General features: G+C 48.2%; 25 protein-coding genes. 7 read left to right on the forward strand and 18 right to left on the reverse strand.

Features of this window, described 5'->3' with window-relative positions; translation table 11 throughout:
* A partial coding sequence (locus ACVCAM_RS17725; protein WP_447093631.1) for a hypothetical protein occupies positions 1-184 on the forward strand: 184 nt, incomplete at its 5' end.
* A gap of 39 nt (positions 185-223) precedes the next feature.
* On the opposite strand, the gene lysC is transcribed toward ACVCAM_RS17725, so the two are convergent.
* The 9 genes from lysC to ACVCAM_RS17770 form a co-directional block, all read right to left on the reverse strand.
* Entirely contained in the window at positions 224-478 is a 255-nt protein-coding gene (gene lysC, locus ACVCAM_RS17730; protein WP_227010006.1) for an Rz1-like lysis system protein LysC, read from the reverse strand.
* Positions 366-755, reverse strand: coding sequence for a DUF2570 domain-containing protein (locus ACVCAM_RS17735; RefSeq protein WP_032637667.1), 390 nt, complete (start codon positions 753-755; stop codon positions 366-368). Before ACVCAM_RS17735 ends, lysC begins: the two co-directional genes overlap by 113 nt.
* The gene (locus ACVCAM_RS17740; protein WP_074172825.1) at positions 752-1288 is read right to left on the reverse strand and encodes a lysozyme; all 537 of its coding nucleotides are present in this window, start codon (positions 1286-1288) and stop codon (positions 752-754) included. Before ACVCAM_RS17740 ends, ACVCAM_RS17735 begins: the two co-directional genes overlap by 4 nt.
* Positions 1288-1503 (reverse strand): class II holin family protein, encoded by a 216-nt coding sequence (locus ACVCAM_RS17745; RefSeq protein WP_023292747.1) that lies wholly within the window; start codon positions 1501-1503, stop codon positions 1288-1290. The genes ACVCAM_RS17740 and ACVCAM_RS17745 overlap by 1 nt, the downstream gene beginning before the upstream one ends.
* A gap of 1228 nt (positions 1504-2731) precedes the next feature.
* Positions 2732-3337 (reverse strand): hypothetical protein, encoded by a 606-nt coding sequence (locus ACVCAM_RS17750; protein WP_048962524.1) that lies wholly within the window; start codon positions 3335-3337, stop codon positions 2732-2734.
* A gap of 12 nt (positions 3338-3349) precedes the next feature.
* Positions 3350-4369, reverse strand: coding sequence for a DUF968 domain-containing protein (locus ACVCAM_RS17755; RefSeq protein WP_447093632.1), 1020 nt, complete (start codon positions 4367-4369; stop codon positions 3350-3352).
* Positions 4369-4737, reverse strand: coding sequence for a RusA family crossover junction endodeoxyribonuclease (locus ACVCAM_RS17760; RefSeq protein WP_447093633.1), 369 nt, complete (start codon positions 4735-4737; stop codon positions 4369-4371). The genes ACVCAM_RS17755 and ACVCAM_RS17760 overlap by 1 nt, the downstream gene beginning before the upstream one ends.
* Complete coding sequence (locus ACVCAM_RS17765) at positions 4728-4928, reverse strand: hypothetical protein (RefSeq protein WP_047174588.1); 201 nt, start codon at positions 4926-4928, stop codon at positions 4728-4730. Before ACVCAM_RS17765 ends, ACVCAM_RS17760 begins: the two co-directional genes overlap by 10 nt.
* 415 nt (positions 4929-5343) lie before the next feature.
* On the reverse strand, positions 5344-5577 hold the full coding sequence (locus tag ACVCAM_RS17770; protein WP_232960494.1) for a DinI-like family protein: 234 nt from the start codon (positions 5575-5577) through the stop codon (positions 5344-5346).
* Between the two features lie 208 nt (positions 5578-5785).
* On the opposite strand from ACVCAM_RS17770, the gene ACVCAM_RS17775 reads away from it, so the two are divergent.
* A complete protein-coding gene (locus tag ACVCAM_RS17775; protein ID WP_248211904.1) occupies positions 5786-6328 on the forward strand; it encodes a GNAT family N-acetyltransferase in 543 nt (180 codons plus the stop codon).
* Positions 6329-6468: 140 nt separating this feature from the next.
* Here the strand turns inward: ACVCAM_RS17775 and ACVCAM_RS17780 are convergent, their stop codons facing one another.
* The 8 genes from ACVCAM_RS17780 to ACVCAM_RS17815 all read right to left on the reverse strand — a co-directional run bounded on the left by ACVCAM_RS17780 (position 6469) and on the right by ACVCAM_RS17815 (position 10690).
* Positions 6469-6936: a GNAT family N-acetyltransferase gene (locus tag ACVCAM_RS17780; RefSeq protein WP_447093634.1), complete on the reverse strand. Its 468-nt coding sequence runs from the start codon at positions 6934-6936 to the stop codon at positions 6469-6471.
* A 123-nt stretch (positions 6937-7059) separates the two neighbouring features.
* On the reverse strand, positions 7060-7479 hold the full coding sequence (locus tag ACVCAM_RS17785; RefSeq protein WP_126303413.1) for an ASCH domain-containing protein: 420 nt from the start codon (positions 7477-7479) through the stop codon (positions 7060-7062).
* A gap of 182 nt (positions 7480-7661) precedes the next feature.
* Positions 7662-7913, reverse strand: coding sequence for a DUF977 family protein (locus tag ACVCAM_RS17790; RefSeq protein WP_248211906.1), 252 nt, complete (start codon positions 7911-7913; stop codon positions 7662-7664).
* A gap of 3 nt (positions 7914-7916) precedes the next feature.
* A complete protein-coding gene (locus tag ACVCAM_RS17795; protein ID WP_248211907.1) occupies positions 7917-8336 on the reverse strand; it encodes a PerC family transcriptional regulator in 420 nt (139 codons plus the stop codon).
* A 14-nt stretch (positions 8337-8350) separates the two neighbouring features.
* On the reverse strand, positions 8351-8896 hold the full coding sequence (locus ACVCAM_RS17800; RefSeq protein ID WP_248211908.1) for a replication protein P: 546 nt from the start codon (positions 8894-8896) through the stop codon (positions 8351-8353).
* The gene (locus tag ACVCAM_RS17805; protein ID WP_407222055.1) at positions 8808-9866 is read right to left on the reverse strand and encodes a DnaT-like ssDNA-binding domain-containing protein; all 1059 of its coding nucleotides are present in this window, start codon (positions 9864-9866) and stop codon (positions 8808-8810) included. Before ACVCAM_RS17805 ends, ACVCAM_RS17800 begins: the two co-directional genes overlap by 89 nt.
* Positions 9867-9902: 36 nt before the next feature.
* Complete coding sequence (locus ACVCAM_RS17810) at positions 9903-10457, reverse strand: toxin YdaT family protein (protein WP_182278777.1); 555 nt, start codon at positions 10455-10457, stop codon at positions 9903-9905.
* A gap of 2 nt (positions 10458-10459) precedes the next feature.
* The gene (locus ACVCAM_RS17815; protein WP_023292755.1) at positions 10460-10690 is read right to left on the reverse strand and encodes a transcriptional regulator; all 231 of its coding nucleotides are present in this window, start codon (positions 10688-10690) and stop codon (positions 10460-10462) included.
* Positions 10691-10779: 89 nt separating this feature from the next.
* Here ACVCAM_RS17815 and ACVCAM_RS17820 point away from each other — a divergent pair, with 89 nt between their 5' ends.
* A complete protein-coding gene (locus tag ACVCAM_RS17820; RefSeq protein WP_080317437.1) occupies positions 10780-11217 on the forward strand; it encodes a helix-turn-helix domain-containing protein in 438 nt (145 codons plus the stop codon).
* A gap of 325 nt (positions 11218-11542) precedes the next feature.
* Here ACVCAM_RS17820 and ACVCAM_RS17825 read toward each other — a convergent pair whose 3' ends face one another.
* Positions 11543-12067 carry a hypothetical protein gene (locus ACVCAM_RS17825; protein WP_438369066.1) on the reverse strand — a complete coding sequence of 175 codons (525 nt, stop codon included), beginning with the start codon at positions 12065-12067 and terminating at the stop codon, positions 11543-11545.
* Positions 12068-12187: 120 nt separating this feature from the next.
* On the opposite strand from ACVCAM_RS17825, the gene ACVCAM_RS17830 reads away from it, so the two are divergent.
* From ACVCAM_RS17830 to ACVCAM_RS17845, 4 genes are all read left to right on the forward strand, one after another.
* A complete protein-coding gene (locus ACVCAM_RS17830) occupies positions 12188-12328 on the forward strand; it encodes a hypothetical protein (protein WP_447093635.1) in 141 nt (46 codons plus the stop codon).
* Between the two features lie 41 nt (positions 12329-12369).
* Positions 12370-12489: a DUF1482 family protein gene (locus ACVCAM_RS17835; protein WP_447093638.1), complete on the forward strand. Its 120-nt coding sequence runs from the start codon at positions 12370-12372 to the stop codon at positions 12487-12489.
* A gap of 176 nt (positions 12490-12665) precedes the next feature.
* Positions 12666-15149, forward strand: coding sequence for a 3'-5' exoribonuclease domain-containing protein (locus ACVCAM_RS17840; protein ID WP_447093636.1), 2484 nt, complete (start codon positions 12666-12668; stop codon positions 15147-15149).
* A gap of 52 nt (positions 15150-15201) precedes the next feature.
* Entirely contained in the window at positions 15202-16569 is a 1368-nt protein-coding gene (locus ACVCAM_RS17845) for a phage integrase Arm DNA-binding domain-containing protein (protein WP_407223244.1), read from the forward strand.
* The last annotated feature ends 13 nt before the right edge of the window (positions 16570-16582 follow it).

The following is a 16582-nucleotide window of genomic DNA, read 5'->3' on the forward strand; positions in this document are numbered from 1 at the left end:
TTTTTCTGCGGCACGCGCACCAGAGGATGTTGCGTTTGAGATCGGCGATATCCTCAAACATGATGCTGCGAATATCTGGGTTCGTAGCGATGGGACAAAACTAAAATTTGAGGGTAATATTACTTGCTCTACCCTCCAAGAGGCTGAGGCCCGATTTACACAACAAATTGCCGAAATTGGATGAGAAATCTAAGCCACTCAGTGAAGAACTACTAAAGTGCCTTTATTGGCTGGCTCTTGCTTTCTCAGCCTGCCTTATGTCGGCCTTGTCGCGGTTACACTGCCCAAGCGCAGAAAGCAGGCTGACATTCAGGTCAAGACTTTGCCCCCATGACATCGGATCCAGGATAGCCGGGTAAGGCGTCTCAGCCGTGAGGTTTGCCGGAAGCGGCACCACCGGCACCTTGATGTAAACCGTCCGCGTATTGCTGCAGCCGCTTAACTGCGCCATCAGGAACAGGGCGGCGAGCACAATCATCGTTCGCAACAGCAACCTTGATATCTGCCGATGCTCCCGATGCGTCCAGTGCGATCTGCTCTTTTGCATGCTGGTTGACCTCGGAGATGGTGTTGAAAATAGTCATGTTGGTCAGGACGTTAGAGGTCACTGACTCAGCGGCGTTAATCTGCTGCTCTGCGGTTTCTGCGCGCGTCTGCTGCTGACTGGCAGCGTTGTGGTAGTGCATTGCCAGCCAGCCAAGGCAGACAATCAGGCACACCAACACCGCGGAGATAATGGCGGTAAGGCGGTTCACTGATCTATCCCCCAGCATGCCAGTGCGCTTTCCTGGACGCGCCGCTCGACCTGACCGTAACAGCCGTTCTTTTGGCCTTTGGTTAGTCGGCAATCACGGCCACCGTCTTTAATCCACCAGCGGATTGCTTCGCATGCCCCTTTACGGTCACCAGCGTTGATGCGATGGTAGAATGTCGATGGATAGCATTTCCCGGGACCAATGTTGTACGGGCAGAAGGACGCAATGCCTACCTTTTGTGGCTCTGTCAGAGGCACTTTGATATTGCGATCAACCCAGGCTAATGCCTTATCGCGTTCAATAGCGTTAACCTTGCGACATTGTTCTTCAGTGGCCGTCATGCCTTTAACAACACGCCTGCCATCGATGACGGTCACGCCGTGACATAAAGACCAGACCCCACCCGGATCAACAACGGCCACCAGCACATTGCCTTCTTTCTCGCTGATGAACTGGTCAAAAATGAGTGGAGCAGATGCACCTGATGCGATTAGTGCCAGAACTGCTGCGCTGAGTTTTGATTTATTAGACATCATTCACCTCGCGCAGCTCTTCGACGGTCTGCTTTGATTTGGAAATAGAGGTTGGTGAGAAAGGTGAGCAAGCCGAACAGTAAACTACCGATCACACCTATAGCCGCCCACTGCTCTGGGGAGTAACCGTCAAGAAGTCTTCTAAACCAGTAAATGGCACTACCTCCCGATGCGCCGTAGGAAATGCCAGTAGTTATTTTGTCCATTCGATACATGCTCTCACCTCGCTCTATGCGGGTGCTGTCGTGAGAATAAAAAAAGCCCGCTTTTGAAGGCGGGCTAATGAGTTGACTATTTGTAAGGTAGGTGTGAGTAAGGCCTATGCTCAGGAGTGAAGCTGTATCGGCTGATTCACTATCGGTCCAGGAGAACCACAGGGCATTCAGTTACTTCCCACAACTCAAAGAGTAGCAGCAGTTTGCAAAACCATAAAAAAAGGCCTGCTTTTTATAGCAGGCTCTCAAGGAATTTGAAGCTTGTATTATTGTTGTCATGGTGCCGGGTGCCTCCCGGTGACTCTACCCCAGTCAGCAAAGCCGCGCGCATACCTGCAGATAGCAGTCGACTGGAACGCCCTTTCGCTTAGAAAGGATTCACCACAGAAATAAATTACGCTGAACTTATTCCTTCGGTCAATGGTATTAGACATCGCCACCTGATGGAGGTCTTACAAATGAAAAAACCTCGCCGAAGCGAGGCTATTTGAATTTGAGGCACCTCATCCAACAAACCACCCCGGTTAGTTGGATTTTGACGAGATGCTTTTGGATGAGCGCTGAACCCAAGGGTCAGTATTTTCACACAGCAATTTTGCGAAAAGCAGCGCTCACGCAAAAACATCTATGGGAGATGAAGGAAATTGGCATCGATAATGAAATCCGAGATAACATCAATGTAAATAACAACTCCAGCTATAAGGCTGGCAATCAGTATCAGGGCAATCATCCAGACGCCCATAGGTCACCTCTTCTGTGGTATTCCCAATACAATCCTTATTCATCACTACATAGAGATGAAAGTACATTGCACAGCTAACCACAAAACAGATTACCAACGCCAGCGTTTTGAGTATCTTTAACAATACATTCTCCCTGTACATTTATTGTACGCAGTTTAATTCAAACTGGATCAACAAACTGTCAACACAAGGGATAAACCATAGCTTGCAACACCGGGCCCTTAAAATTTTTTTTACGTCGAATATGTCTGGTGAGTTCGGCGATATGACAGGGGTACTGGTGGAATGCACCTTCGCGAATACCCCTGTCGTATCGCCGTAAAACAAAAGCCCCGACCGGCGGGGCTTTCGTTATATTCAAATTGTCGCTTAAGTTCGCTGCCATCGCGGCGCAGCTCTGCCAAGCATGAATAAATTATCTAAATTCCTGGCTCGTTTTCAATATATAAATAGAATTAGAGCACGAAAAGTTAAAACCCAATCATTCAGCTCTGCTCAGCCAGGAGCTTCCGCGTAGATAAAAAGACCTTCGCCCTGAATATCTCCAGGCACCAGCGAACTCGTTTTCTGGCCTCCCAGTCCGTTAGCCACGGTGCGATAGACTGTAGTTCCCTCGTAATGTCTGAGATTTTTTTGCGTGTGGTGTAATACTGCAGACCGACGATATAAACCGGGTCATTTACATCAAGCGCCTGCAGCACTGACTGCTCGACAAAATCAACGTCATCATCGTGCATAGCTTTATCAATGATGCTGGTGGCGGGCTGTGGCCACAAAATTGCGTGAGCACGATTTAACGCCTGCGGCCCTCTGAATCCCTCTGCTCGAGCTTGTTCCAGTGCAGCTGTAAAGCGAGACAATGCCTTATCCGACCATCGCCCGCCCTTAAGAACATCCCAGCATGCATGAGCGCGAGGCAATCGTGGGGCTGTTCCACCGCTTACCCCCTCGCCCCATGTTGTCAGCAATGATTTAATCCATGCCGACTGAATACCTGTAAGAAGCATGCTTTTACCCAGCCAGCTTTTACGCGGCGCACTCGCTGCTTTACCCAGCGCTTCAATATGATTACGGCGTTGACGTGGTGTCATCCTGTTCGCTCCTTACGCCAGAACGCCGAGCGCGTAGGCCCGGTCCAGCACTCTAATGATCATTTCCAGCTGCGAGCCATATTTGCGCTCGAATGCCAGTCGGTCGTTATGCAGTTCGGTGTGATGCTTTCGGCAAAGTGGTATGGAGAAGATGTCATGCGCTTTTGTCGCCATGCCACCCTGCCCCCATCCGATTAAGTGATGTGGGTCGTCTGATTGCTGCTGGCAGCATTCACAGGGCTGTGTTTTCACCCAATTCAGATAATCGCGACTTTCCCAGCGAAGACGCTTTGGTCGACGCATGAAAGACTGAGGCGGCGCCGGATCCTCCATCACCCCCACCAGAGGTTCGGTCAGCGCATCAGGCAGGTCAGCGGATGAAACTAATTCCCCGAGGATGCTGGTGGCCGATACTGAAGGCGTAATATCGCTTTCACGACCAATCCTGCTTTCTTGAGGTAAACGAAGCGCTTCACGAACGCAGGATTCTGGAAGTGCATCCGTAACCCCTTTACGAACTGCCCACCAGCAGAGTTCAGCGAGGGAAATCTCGCGGCTTTTGTCGATAGCGAGTGAAATACGAACCGAATCCAGAACAAAGGCAATTACATTTCTGCGTGCCAGCTCTGCCAGTGCTTCGGTACGCTGCTCTCGCAAGTGGTTATCACAATAGCCACAAAGCAGGATGGAGCCAGGCTCATGGTGCATAATGGTTAGTTCGTGATAGTGGTATTCACTGTGAGCGAACTGGCAATTTCCGGCGCCGTGCTTTAGCAACCAGTAATCAAGCCCACTTATACCACCAGCTGCAGTCAGGACCTTTTCATTCAGAAAGAAGCTTCGCAGCTGCTCGTTTTCAGCCAGTGGCTGCCGCACGTCCGAAACGCGACCAGTTTGATATCCAGCCATACTTTCTGGCTGGCGCTCGATTAATACTCTACCTGCGGTGAACAACTCCATCAGCTCTCTTTCTGGCTTCAAAAGTACGACACCCAGCTCCCGTGCAATCACAGGTTGAAGAAGCGCACGCATCACTCGCTCTCCCTGATAATGATCTGCCCGTTCTCGCCCCAGAGCTTTGTTATCCTTGAATCCCATATATGCGTGTCGTCTTCGAAGAGCGCATCCATCAAAGACTTCATCAGGTTATCAAGATCGGGTTTACCCTGATGGGGCTGCCCGTTCATCTCTGCGCGCTTCTTTTTGCTCCAGCTATTAGGCATCGGAAGAACGAAGGTAACGTGTGAATTTGACTCTGGCATGTAAATGCCCAGCAGCCGGACGTGATCGCAAAAGGCCCGGTAACGCATAACTTCAGGGCGCTTTTTCCATTTGTCTGCAAGCGTCATGCGTGGCTTACCCATCGGGAGGATGTTGTAGACTGTCACGATCACCCCCATGCCCGGGAACGCATACTTTGCGCTGTCTTAGCTGAGGATTTTTGCTGAGGTAGTAATGCGCTGACTATCCAAAGACGAGGGTCAATATCGAGGCTTTTCTCGACGGGGACGCCTTTAGACTTGTAGCGAGCCACCAGTTCATTGGCTTCTTCGGTTGTCAGCCCGGTGTGAGTGAACCAGCTTTTCTTCATGCCGCCTCCTGCAGGAGTGACATCAAAAGAAAAATGCTGGCCCGTTGAGGGGTCAGTAGGGATTTATTCGGGTTTGGTGTTTGCGCCATGGTTTCTCTCCAGTGGCGCAGCAGGTATAGGGTGTTCAGGCCTATGACGGGAGTGTAACAGAATTCCTGGAAACGCGATAACCAGCCCGTTCAAGCATTTGCGTAAAGAGTGTCGGTGTTCCTACTATCTCATCATCCTGTAACGGCATAAATGATACTTCATCCCCACGTCTGTACATGAGCGCGCGACCACTATCAGGAAATGAGTGCAGTCGCGCAACGATAACCCCATCGTTGCATCTGATGACCGCATAGCCCTTGTTAGGTAATTCTTCTTTTTGTTCCACCAATCTCCCCTCCAAACTGGAAAATTTCTGCATGCTGTTTCAATAAAACCAGTCGTCTGCACTTTCCCAGGTCTGCTGGAGGATTTCCTCAACCGTCTTTTTAGCTTCTTTTTCGCCACCGTAAACACTTAACCCATCGGAACCTGCGCGACGCACAATCAGACAGCACTCATCGAACTGACTCTGGAGTCGTTTTAAAAATTCTCTCTCAAGTGCCGGGACTGCACCCTCTGGAAGTTCTTTAGTACGATCAATGGTTAATTCAACTTTCATAAGCGCCTCCACCGCAAGAGCTGTATGTATATACAGTACACTTATGGAGGGGTTTGATCAACGCCTTAACAGCACGAATTGTTAAAGTTTGATTATGTTGTTTACAAACAGGACAGTGGGCGTTAATGTCGAAGCAAGTATAATTCACCCAATAAATTCTTCATTAAATCAGCACCATATAACTAATCTTTAATGGAATCGACAAGCCATGACAATAGCCACTTCACCCAGACTCATTCTTCGTTCATTTAAAGAGAGTGATGCTTTAGCACTTCTGGATTATCTGTCTTCGCCACGTACTCCCTGTTTTCAGGACGAAACGCTCAACTCAGTTGAGGATGCCGTAGACGAAGTATGCAGAAGAGCAAATGATCCAAGCCAATTTGCTGTTTGCCTCAAAGAAACCGACCTCGTGATTGGCCATCTGTTTGCAGAAAATAGTGGCGAACCAGATGCTAATACGTGGTCCGTAGGTTGGCATTTTAATCAACGTTATGAAGGATACGGGTACGCCACAGAATCAGTAGGGACCCTGTTTAAATATTTGTTTAACGTGAAACAGGCAAGACGTCTCTACGCATACGTTGAAGACTACAACCTGTCCTCACAAAGATTGTGTTCCCGCCTTGGGATGCGACAGGAGGGTTGCTTTAAAGAGTTTGTTTCATTTATTACGGATGAAGGCGAGGAAAAATATGACAATACATTTGTTTATGCCTTACTAAAAAAAGAATTTAAATCAACGATTTAAATTATGTTTTAAGTGCTTATCACAGGATGTAACTTTTTGGCTGAGCCATATAAGCCCCCTGTGTGCAAGGAGCGGACATTCATTGTACTGATTTGTTGAGTTCAACCGGGCATAGAATGCTGTCTGCTGCAGGTTATTTATTATTTTGCCAAATATTTTCGCATCAGTGCATTTTCTAATGTAATTCCACGGCAAATAGGAAAACCTCTCTCCACTACATGAAAGCCGTGTCGTAGAAAGAACGCTTCCGCAGCCTTACTTACATTTGAGGTAAGCTCTCTAGTTCCATGTTGCCTCGCTTCCTCATGAATACAATTCATTAGTAATGTCCCTACCCCCTGTCCTGAATAGGTTCCTGAGACATAAAAATGGTCAATGTACCCATTTGGTTGGAGATCTGCATATCCAGCTATTTCGCCATCAACCTCTACAACAATAGGGGATAGTTTCCTCATGTGATTGGCCCATTGTTCCTGGTCGATTTCTGCCGGGGCCCAAGCATCAATTTGTTCATGTGTGTAGTAGTCTGATGCGATGGTATGTACAGAAGAATAAAACACGTTAAATAATGAGATTTCATCCCCATTACGGAACCTTCTTATTTTCATATAACCTCATTATGAAAGCTGCTTGTAGAACAATGGTACTTTTTGTGAAACAGGGTGTCATCTCCTCTCTCACAGTGGGCCCATGCCCAGTTAGCCAGTCCGTTCTGTGCCAGGAGCAGACAGTTACAAAATCTCTGTAAGTTCAAATTCCTCAAAGATAAGTTCCATTTCTTCAGAAAAAGTGCCTTCACGTTCAAAATAACGCTTATGACCTTCATTCCAATACTCCAGACTTAAATCGCCTTCACCTTCCTTACTGGCGAGTTCACTCGTCATTTCACTGAAGCGGATGACTTGCATCCTGAGAGTTCTAATCACGCACATTGGCTGTCCGGCTCCGTTAAGAATGATATTATAACTTCCAACGCAGGGAGCTTCGCCTCGTTCATACTCATGCTGAAAAGAAACTATCGAAGAGCATGTCGCTGTTTTACTCCCACTCAAAACCAGTTGTACGAGTTCGTCAGCAAGTTCTGGGCTGTCGCCAAATTGCCATGTCAGTGCACCGGGATAAATTTTTTTTAATTCTTCGAGCTTTGCCATTTTTAGCCTTTGTTAATTTGATTTGCTTAGAGGAAGAGACCCATTTCCAATCAATATGAACTATCTAATGCAAAAATTCACCGTTGTTCCATTACTGAGAGCTTCCGCTTCTCGCTCAAAGCGGACCTTCATGAGCATACAGATGCCGCGGTTAAGCGGCATTTTCTTTTACGTTCACATTACTATCTGGTATGTGAAAAGCGTTTCAGATCGAAATCGATTATTGTGCGTTGGTCACGGAAAATGCCGCAACGACCGTATCGAATCAGTTCGCCCCGTGCAAGGACTATTCGTATGTATTTCTCTGCGGTGGTGCGATGCAGATCGAACATTGAAGCAACTTCTTTCGTCGTGATACGACCACGCTCTTTCACTAACTCAGTGATCCTGCTAATGATTTGAGCGCGCTCACTCTGTGTTTTTGGTCTTGGCATCGGTTACGCCCTCCCCGCCATGTGCAGGCAGTCTTTACGACGCTTGGCGATACGGGCAACCTCAACAGCACTACCAGCTATGCCAAACATTTCTGAATACACCGCAGCTGCTCTTCGCCATAGGCCTTTTGCCTCAAGCGCCTTCGCTTTCTCCTCTGCGGCCTGCATCCTGACTGGATCGCTTTTTTCCGCCATACACGGAAGGATTACATCCGGAATATCCGCGTGTGGTACCGCCTCGTATGTGTACTGAACACTATTCCGGGAACGAACGATCACTCCTTGGTCGCTTAAGTCACGAAGCAATTTGCCAGCTGTTGCACCTGACATATCCAGTGCCTCTGCAACATCGCCTACGGCGCAGTTCGGTTGGTAGCGCACAAACACTGCTACCTGCTGTTTTTGTGTTAATGCTTTGGTCATTGGTCAATACTCGATTAGTTGGTTAAACCTGCCGCTTTACGGCGTTGGTACTCTTCCATCAGCAGCTGTGCCGGAGTTGGCCCTGCCGGATGCTGCGGTGCAGCTAGCTGGCGACGGATTGGAGGAACCGAAAGCCCGTTGCTTACGTTCTTCGTCCATTTGGTTAATAACTTCTCTGCCAGTTTTTTAAGTTCCCCCTCGGTCATCTGACGCTCAACACCAGTTCTGCGCATTTCGATGCAGATGTGATACAGCACCGGCTGCGGCCACGGATATTTGTCACTACCCGAAAAACGATACGACTCGTTACGCCAGCGACTGTATTCACTCATCACGCGGTCAGATGTCAGCCCAAACGGATTGGCACCACTCTCTGAAACCAGCGAAACGAACTCAGCAAGATCCGGGGGCCATGTATTACCTACTGCGCAACGGTCCATGCATTGCTGACAAACCAGTTTGATCTGTGCCTCAGTCATCGAACCTATCTGAGCTATCCAAAGGGCCGTGGGTTCTGCCCCATTCTTCTGCGTCCAGCGGTTCGAGAAGATTTCCCCCATCACATGCCATAAGCGCCACGCTGTCTCCGTCGCCATCAAGTCCGTTCCGGCGTCGCCACTCTGCGTGTGCTGACTGTATTTGCTGGACAGCTCGGGATGCTGCTGGCTGTGGTCGAACTGATGCATTCTCGGTACCTCCCGTTTGTGGTGCTTTCAGAACCTTTGCGCGATCCAGGTGGCGAGCGAACTTCTGCTCCCACTGAATTTGATGAAACACTTTCCCTTCGGCTTGCCAGTAAGCGATGAAACTGCTGAGCTCGGCTTCAATATTTATGCCCGCCTTGATCGGCATGCCCCACAGGTTTGCCTGTCGTGCAAAGTCGGCTGTTGGATTCCAGTTTTTAAACATCCGGAATTTGCCGAATGGCTGCTGTTGCCCAATTCCGATACCTGGCTGATCCGGATAATCAGGAATAACAGGTTCGACCAGTTCTCTATGTGTGGGGTTTAGATCTTTATGGTTCCTTGGTAGATTCCGTGTCCCGTTTTTGGGACTGTTTAAAGGGAAAAACGGTACTCTTTGGTTAAAATATGAACTGTTAACAATCCCGTTTTTGGTACCCTTATCGCCTGAAATAGTCCCGTTAATGGCACTGTTTGTATTAACAGTTCCGTTTTCGGTACGGTTCAAATTAACCGTCCCGTTTTTGGGAGCCTTTAAAGAGTTCCGGTTTTGGGTCTGTTCGGCATCGGGGATGCTTTCCTCAACACCGACCAGCTTGTACACAGGAATTTGCTTTGTCCTGCCGCGCCGTTCACCTGTATCGACAACCAAGCCGATTTCCTGCAGATGCTGCAAGCCTGCAAGCACCGTCTTTCTGTCCATCTCAGTAGCCTCTGCAAGCGCAGCGACGGACGGGTAAGCGCACAAGTCAGCGCCGCACATATCAGCCAGCCAGGTCAGGATCGCCTTACTGGAGGATTTTCCGGTCTTAACTTTCTTGGCCCACCGCATTGCATCAATGCTCATGAAGCCTCCGGGTAGAATTCATTGGTCACAACTCGATTAAAAAAATTGCGGCGCTACGGCGCTGATACTCGCCAGTAGTGGTCCCGCCGCGTCAGCAGGTAACATGTTGAATAATGCGATTGCCGCCTCGCGGATTTCTTTTTCAAGCTTTTGCAGCGGTGCGCCCAGCAACTTCGCCTGATGCGCCTCACTGCATTCTTTGATAGCGCTCGCCACCAGCTCGGCTTCCGTTCTGGCGTTACTGAGTCCATGCTTTCTGGCGATCTCAATGGGCATAGCGGCGACGATTGCCCCCGACAGTTGCATGATGTATGCGGTGTATTTTTCCGAACCACCTTCGTTTTTCAGATACCGGAATAAATTCTGCTTGTTGACCGCGATACCGCGGCCCCCTTCCTTCGCCCACTGCTCAGCCACCATCTGAGCGATTTTCTCCTGCGCCTGGCCGGGCAAAGTGGATTCCCACTCCCGAACTGCAACCTGTATTGAACGGTGCTTAAAGCTATCTCGCCGATGCGCCATAAATTGATTTTGTGTTTTCAGCGGTCCGGCCAGGCGTTGGTTATGATGTTGATATGTAGCTGACTGCATGATTAAGCCTCCTTCTGAGGTAATCCATCTGTTGCGTTGGGATAGAGGTCTGGACGTAATTCATGCGGGGTGACTTCCCAATCCAAAGCTCTGCATGCGTTTAAAACTTCTGTGCTTGCTACCTGAGTACGGAACCAGACAGATACAGTCTGCGAGTTTTTACCTAAGCGGCGAGCCAGTTCTGTTTGGCTGCCACACAGCGAAATAATTTTTTGTTGAATGTGTTCTTTCATGCTTCCTCCCAATTTATGAATCACATGATTGATAAATAATTTGTCAATGTCAAGAAACTTAATCAATCACATCTGATAAGAAAGTTTGTATGCTTGCTTATGGGTTTGATTTGGATACGAACATGAACTTCGAAGAAAGACTGTTACGAGCTCTTGATGAAGCCGGGATATCTCAATCTGAGCTGGGCCGCAGAGTGGGGGTAAACTCACAAACGGTTAGTAACTGGTGCAATACAGGTAATTTTCCTCGCAAGGAAAAGTTGGCTTTATTCCCGGAAGCATTAGGTAAACCACTGTATTGGTTCTTTTTATCTGATGAAGAAGAGGCGCATCTTAAGGCAACCAGCGAAAGCAAAACGGTACTGAACGAGAAACAAGCTGCGTTGTTGGAAGTTTTTGATCAGTTACCTGAAGTTGAACAAACCAGGTTCATACAGCTGGCCAGCGACCGCCTCGAAGAGCTCGATAAATTTATGGCTGAATTTCTCAGCAAAAGGAAGATTGAGCCCGCTCCAACCAAAGACTGATAAAGAACACTCTAAGGGCCGCATTTAGCGGCCTTTTTTTGACCCTGGCATCTCCTCTACCCCCTTCAAAAATCATCATTGCAATTATATATATCAATTAAATGTTGAACTTTGACATATTTATTTGTAATCTGAATTTAGAAAATCAGTCATCAAGGCAGGACGCCCATGAAGTAGCTGCCGGCGGCATACGAAACACCGGATGAGATGGCAAGACAATCGCGCAGCAGGTTTACCGTTCCGCCAGCCTGGCGTTAAAGGCAGAAAAAAAGCGCCCATCAGGACGCCTTGCTCTTTAAAAATCTGGATATCTCTATGTGGCTGGTTAGCTAAAGGAACCGCCACCAAGTGCTCTACCAAGCTCACTCATAGACCGGTTTGTTTCATGTTCCTGATTCAATTCCGTCCGAAATTGATTACTGCATGAAGGGCATTGAACTTTATGAAAGATACTGTTTTTACTTGTATAAATCGCCTGAAGGAAAGATATTTTTCCTTGATGATAACAGTGTGGACAGGCGTAGGGTTCGCCTGTGCCGCCATCGTTGAGGCTATCCCGGACAGCATAAATAAAATGCCCCGCTCCAGTTTTGTATTCCGTATAGCTTTCAAAATTTCGCTTTTCTTTATTAGCTTCGCTCAATTTGCGCTTAAGCGATGTTATGTCTTCGTGCTGCGTAGACAGCAACTGAGCAAGCCGCAGATTTTCAATCTGAAGATCCATTAATTGGCGCTGTAACTCATAAGTCGCCTTTTGTACTTCTGATTCATCCCTTGCATCTTTGATCACACCAAGTAGGTCAAGAGAGGTTTTTAGCGCTGATAATGAGGCCGAAATTTCAGAAATCATGGTTTTAAGCACATTGCCATTAGGGATATCCAGATTAACTGAATCCTTGTTGTTGGGGAATAGCAGGATCCACCGAGCCTGACGTGGATAAAAGACAGGCATAACAAAATGGAGATAACCATGATCGATTTCGCACGCAAAAAAGCTGGCTGCCAAGCCGTTCGCTTAAATCTGTTTGAAGTTCTGGTCCGCAAGCTTTGCTACTTACTGGCGCAAAAAGGCAACCCAGAGTTAAAGGCATGGGCTCGTTCTTTGCCCTAATCGTTACCGTCTGTGCCCTCACCGGGGAATCCTCAGACATCATGCTCGGTGTATACAAAACCGAATCTGGCTGTGATGCAGCAGCTAAAGAGCAGCACATTAAAGGAGTGTGTTACCCATATAAACCGGCTGGAGAGCAACAGCCTGCTTTCAAGTTTTAAGCGAGTTATGACCAATGGCTGTTACCAGCCCCTAAAAGCACAAAACCCGCGCAAGGCGGGTTAAGTACCCGGTCAGCCGACCAAAGCTTTCCGGAATCGAGTTTTGACCAATGACCACTACCCAAGGCGGCAATCACTAGCTGCGGGTATCTTACAACCAAAATTAAGGACCCGATATGGAATTCTTTCATTTAATCAAGGCAACACAAAAATCCGGCAAAGAAGATGCCGTTATCTGGTTCACGGCTAAATCAGAAGCACGAGCCAATTTGCAGCTGGATGTAGGGCTGGAAGATGCTGGCATTGAAACCGGCCGGGGCAAGGATTATAGCAAGCCTGTCCGTACCGATTTCCCTGTTTACAACGACCTACCGGAAGAATGCACAGTGGATTACACCTGGTGCAAACGCTACGAACTCCAGGACGATGGACGCACCTGGCTGCCAAAGGCTGGTGCAGAGTCTACTGGAGCCGTGGACAACAACACTGCCGCTCCGGAAGCGACCACTACAGTTGAAACCATCGTCGAGAGTGTCCCGCTTGAAAACCGCACTCCAGCAGTACGTTTTGCCGTGCACCTGACCAGCGACAAGTATCAATCACACATCACAAAAGAGCAGCAGTTGGCTGCCAGCGAAATGTCACTGGATGAAGGCAATACCTATCTTAAGAACCTGCTGCTGGCGAAGAGCGACATCCCTGAAGTTGCCGAACTCAGCCTGAACGCTGAGTGGAAACTTGTTCAGGCGATTAAGCTGGTATTCGCGCCAGATGAAGCGCACGAAACTGAAAATATCGCTGCATTCATGGCTGACTGGGCTAAAGCAGATGCCAGCGATCGCAACCAATTAGTGGAAGCCTGGCGCAGCGGCAAATTTACCCATGTGAAATCTGAAAGCACCAGCGACACCGGCGTTATAGCAGATCAGGGTCTTGAACCTGATAACGGTATCCAGATTGACGAGAATGATGACGAGACCACACGTTATCCAGTCGTTCGCATGCCCTTTCGCAAGCATCTACTCGCCCAGTTCACCTCCGACGAACTGCGCCACCACATTACACGCGATGAATACGAAGGTATCAGCGCGCTGGAGATGGACACTGACAATAGCTATGTCCAGAACCTGCTGCTGGCGGCAGAAAACTGCGAACAGGTTAAGGGTTACGACACCAAAGACCTGTGGCGCTATACCGACGCCATTCGCAAAGTGTTCAGCCAGGAAAAGCGTCACGAACTCGCTTTGGTTCTCCGATTCACCAGAATCTGGGCGGCGACTGATTACATAGACCGCGGCCTGCTGGTAAAAGAATGGGCCAAAGGCAATCGCATTGCAGAAATACAGCGTACTGAAAGCGGTACGAATGCTGGCGGAGGCAACAAGACCGACAGAAACCCTGACCTTAAACATGATCTCGACACTCTCGATTTAGAGATTGCGCTGGCCACGTTACCAATGGATTTCAACATTTATGATATCCCGGGTGGTGTTTTCCGTCGGGCAAAAGAGATCGTTAGTAAAAAAGAAAGTCCATTCAAAGAATGGTCTAGAGCTCTTCGCGCAACTCCGGGGGTTTTGGACTACTCGCGTGCAGCTATCTTTGCACTTATCCGCAGCGCTCACCCAGAGCATTACCTGTATCCGGCACGTCTCAGCGGATTCATTAACGCGAACCTGACTGAAAGCGATCATTCTGCTCCATCAGACGAAACTCTTGCAGCTGCGCGCCATAACCCTGAGGTGAGCTGGACAAACGAGGTAGTGACTGATTCTGCTTTTGAAAGTGGCGGCCAGAATGAAGGGGCACAAGTCGACGGCGGCACGCAGCCGGTTCTCGAAAAAGTTGGTAATGGTCTTTTTTCTATTGAAGGGCTGACCACCAGCAACGCTGTAATCGACCAACTAAATACCGCGGCGGAGTACGTTGATAATGTGCAGATGGAAGAAACTGGCAATGATGAAATCCCGGACGGTGCTGCGTTATCAGAAGGCACGGAAGAAACTATCTCAAGCGCAAGCTCTACTGGAACTTATAGCAGCACAACTGCCATAAATAGTGATTCCGGTCATCATAATCATGCCGAGCCAGAAATGCTCTATACACACCTTATGGTCGACATTGAAGCTTTTGGTAAAAAGGCTGACTCACCAGTCGTATCTATCGGGGCCGTGTTTTTTGATCCATCAACAGGTAATACCGGCTCGGAATTTTACAAAGTGATTAGCCTGGAATCTGCCATGGCCAGCGGCGGGGTTCCGGATGCCTCTACCATAATCTTCTGGCTCAAAGCTTCGCCTGAAGCTCGTTCTGAGTTAGTGATGGATGATGCAATTCCGCTCGATGATGCCCTACTACAGCTAAATGAGTTTATAACCGAGCATGCGGCTAACGGCCCTGATTCTGTGAAGGTCTGGGGGAATGGTGCCACTTATGACAATGTCCTGCTTGAGGCATCTTATGACCGTACGGGGATCCCCTGCCCATGGAAATTCTGGAATAACCGGGATGTAAGAACTGTTGTCGAGTTGGGTAAAGCCGTTGGCTGCGAGCCTCGCTATGAGATCCCATTTGATGGAGAACCTCACAAGGCTATTTCGGATGCTCTTCATCAGGTCAAATACGTGTCAGCAATCTGGCAGCGTCTGACTGAACACTGATTTTTTAATTTCAGAAAATGGCCCTGATATGGGCCATTATGAGGTAAATCACATGCTTCAAATGCTGACTTTAGAAGAATGGGCTGCGGAAAAATACCGGAGTAATCCTCCAAGTTTGAATACTTTACGCCGATACGCTAAAGAGAGTATGTTCACTCCCCCGGCCACCAAAGAAGGAAGATACTGGCGGGTAAGAGAAGATGCCGAGATTACAGGTAATTTAACCCAGCCCGTTATAAAAAAATCTGATTCACCTATGCTTCAAAACCTATGCTTCAAAGGATACTGTCTGATGGCTGCCCGACCACGTAAAAACAACGTTAAGATACCTAATCTTTATCCGCTCTACAGTCGGAAGGTAAATAAAATCTACTGGCGCTATAAGCATCCTGTTACTGGTAAATTTCACAGCCTCGGAACTAACGAGGCTGAAGCAACAGCAATAGCAATAGAAGCTAATGCGCGACTAGCTGAACAGCGAACCAGGCAGGTTTTGGCAATAAGTGACAAGATCGCTTCCAGCAAAGGAAAAGCGATATCAACGAATACATGGTTGGATCGCTATTGGAAAATTCAGGATGAAAGACTGGAGAATGGTGATATCAGGCCGAACACTCATAAGCAAAAGGCTAAACCAGTAGCCCTACTTCGTGAGAGCGTAGGAATGAAATTGATTTCATCCGTCGATGTTCGGGATGTTGCCCAGATACTGGAGTCCTATGTTGCAGAAGGTCAACCGAGGATGGCCCAGGTGATCCGCTCTGTTTTAATCGATGTTTTCAAGGAAGCTCAACATTTTGGCGAGGTACCGCCGGGTTATAACCCAGCTCTTGCTACAAAACAGCCGCGCCGGCGGATTACCCGACAGCGTCTAAACCTCGACGAATGGCAAAAGATTTTCGAGATAGCTGATGCCCGCCATCAATACATGGGCAATGCAATGCTATTGGCGCTAGTTACTGGTCAACGCCTTGGGGATATTTCCAACATGAAGTTTAGTGATATTTGGGATGACCATCTTCATGTCGTACAGGAGAAGACGGGGAGCAAGCTAGCGATTCCGCTATCCCTCAGACTTAACGCGATTGACTGGAGTTTGAGGGATGTAGTTGCGCGTTGCCGTGACTATGCAGTGAGTCCATACCTAATCCACTTCTTCCGAGCGACCTCAATGGCAGAAAGAGGTGCACAGGTAAAGTCGAACACAATAACAATGAATTTCAGTAAGGCCCGTGATAAAGCAGGAATAAATTGGGGGGATGGCACACCAGCTACTTTCCATGAACAAAGGTCTTTGGCAGAAAGACTTTATAAAATACAAGGAATTAACACTCAAAAACTATTGGGCCATAAGAGCCAATTACAAACAGACCGTTATAATGATAATAGAGGTAAAAATTGGACATCTATTATAATTTAAAAAAACAAGCAGG

The organism is Enterobacter sp. CFEC122 (assembly GCF_052983755.1).

Excerpts from the sequence above, each read along its gene's own strand:
- lysC (WP_227010006.1), bottom strand. The coding sequence starts at position 478 with ATGATTGTGCTCGCCGCCCTGTTCCTGATGGCGCAGTTAAGCGGCTGC.
- ACVCAM_RS17740 (WP_074172825.1), bottom strand. The coding sequence starts at position 1,288 with ATGTCTAATAAATCAAAACTCAGCGCAGCAGTTCTGGCACTAATCGCA.
- ACVCAM_RS17745 (WP_023292747.1), bottom strand. The coding sequence starts at position 1,503 with ATGTATCGAATGGACAAAATAACTACTGGCATTTCCTACGGCGCATCG.
- ACVCAM_RS17750 (WP_048962524.1), bottom strand. The coding sequence starts at position 3,337 with ATGACACCACGTCAACGCCGTAATCATATTGAAGCGCTGGGTAAAGCA.
- ACVCAM_RS17755 (WP_447093632.1), bottom strand. The coding sequence starts at position 4,369 with ATGCGTGCGCTTCTTCAACCTGTGATTGCACGGGAGCTGGGTGTCGTA.
- ACVCAM_RS17760 (WP_447093633.1), bottom strand. The coding sequence starts at position 4,737 with ATGGGGGTGATCGTGACAGTCTACAACATCCTCCCGATGGGTAAGCCA.
- ACVCAM_RS17765 (WP_047174588.1), bottom strand. The coding sequence starts at position 4,928 with ATGAAGAAAAGCTGGTTCACTCACACCGGGCTGACAACCGAAGAAGCC.
- ACVCAM_RS17770 (WP_232960494.1), bottom strand. The coding sequence starts at position 5,577 with ATGAAAGTTGAATTAACCATTGATCGTACTAAAGAACTTCCAGAGGGT.
- ACVCAM_RS17775 (WP_248211904.1), top strand. The coding sequence starts at position 5,786 with ATGACAATAGCCACTTCACCCAGACTCATTCTTCGTTCATTTAAAGAG.
- ACVCAM_RS17780 (WP_447093634.1), bottom strand. The coding sequence starts at position 6,936 with ATGAAAATAAGAAGGTTCCGTAATGGGGATGAAATCTCATTATTTAAC.
- ACVCAM_RS17785 (WP_126303413.1), bottom strand. The coding sequence starts at position 7,479 with ATGGCAAAGCTCGAAGAATTAAAAAAAATTTATCCCGGTGCACTGACA.
- ACVCAM_RS17790 (WP_248211906.1), bottom strand. The coding sequence starts at position 7,913 with ATGCCAAGACCAAAAACACAGAGTGAGCGCGCTCAAATCATTAGCAGG.
- ACVCAM_RS17795 (WP_248211907.1), bottom strand. The coding sequence starts at position 8,336 with ATGACCAAAGCATTAACACAAAAACAGCAGGTAGCAGTGTTTGTGCGC.
- ACVCAM_RS17800 (WP_248211908.1), bottom strand. The coding sequence starts at position 8,896 with ATGGGGGAAATCTTCTCGAACCGCTGGACGCAGAAGAATGGGGCAGAA.
- ACVCAM_RS17805 (WP_407222055.1), bottom strand. The coding sequence starts at position 9,866 with ATGAGCATTGATGCAATGCGGTGGGCCAAGAAAGTTAAGACCGGAAAA.
- ACVCAM_RS17810 (WP_182278777.1), bottom strand. The coding sequence starts at position 10,457 with ATGCAGTCAGCTACATATCAACATCATAACCAACGCCTGGCCGGACCG.
- ACVCAM_RS17815 (WP_023292755.1), bottom strand. The coding sequence starts at position 10,690 with ATGAAAGAACACATTCAACAAAAAATTATTTCGCTGTGTGGCAGCCAA.
- ACVCAM_RS17820 (WP_080317437.1), top strand. The coding sequence starts at position 10,780 with ATGCTTGCTTATGGGTTTGATTTGGATACGAACATGAACTTCGAAGAA.
- ACVCAM_RS17825 (WP_438369066.1), bottom strand. The coding sequence starts at position 12,067 with ATGATTTCTGAAATTTCGGCCTCATTATCAGCGCTAAAAACCTCTCTT.
- ACVCAM_RS17830 (WP_447093635.1), top strand. The coding sequence starts at position 12,188 with ATGATCGATTTCGCACGCAAAAAAGCTGGCTGCCAAGCCGTTCGCTTA.
- ACVCAM_RS17835 (WP_447093638.1), top strand. The coding sequence starts at position 12,370 with ATGCTCGGTGTATACAAAACCGAATCTGGCTGTGATGCAGCAGCTAAA.
- ACVCAM_RS17840 (WP_447093636.1), top strand. The coding sequence starts at position 12,666 with ATGGAATTCTTTCATTTAATCAAGGCAACACAAAAATCCGGCAAAGAA.
- ACVCAM_RS17845 (WP_407223244.1), top strand. The coding sequence starts at position 15,202 with ATGCTTCAAATGCTGACTTTAGAAGAATGGGCTGCGGAAAAATACCGG.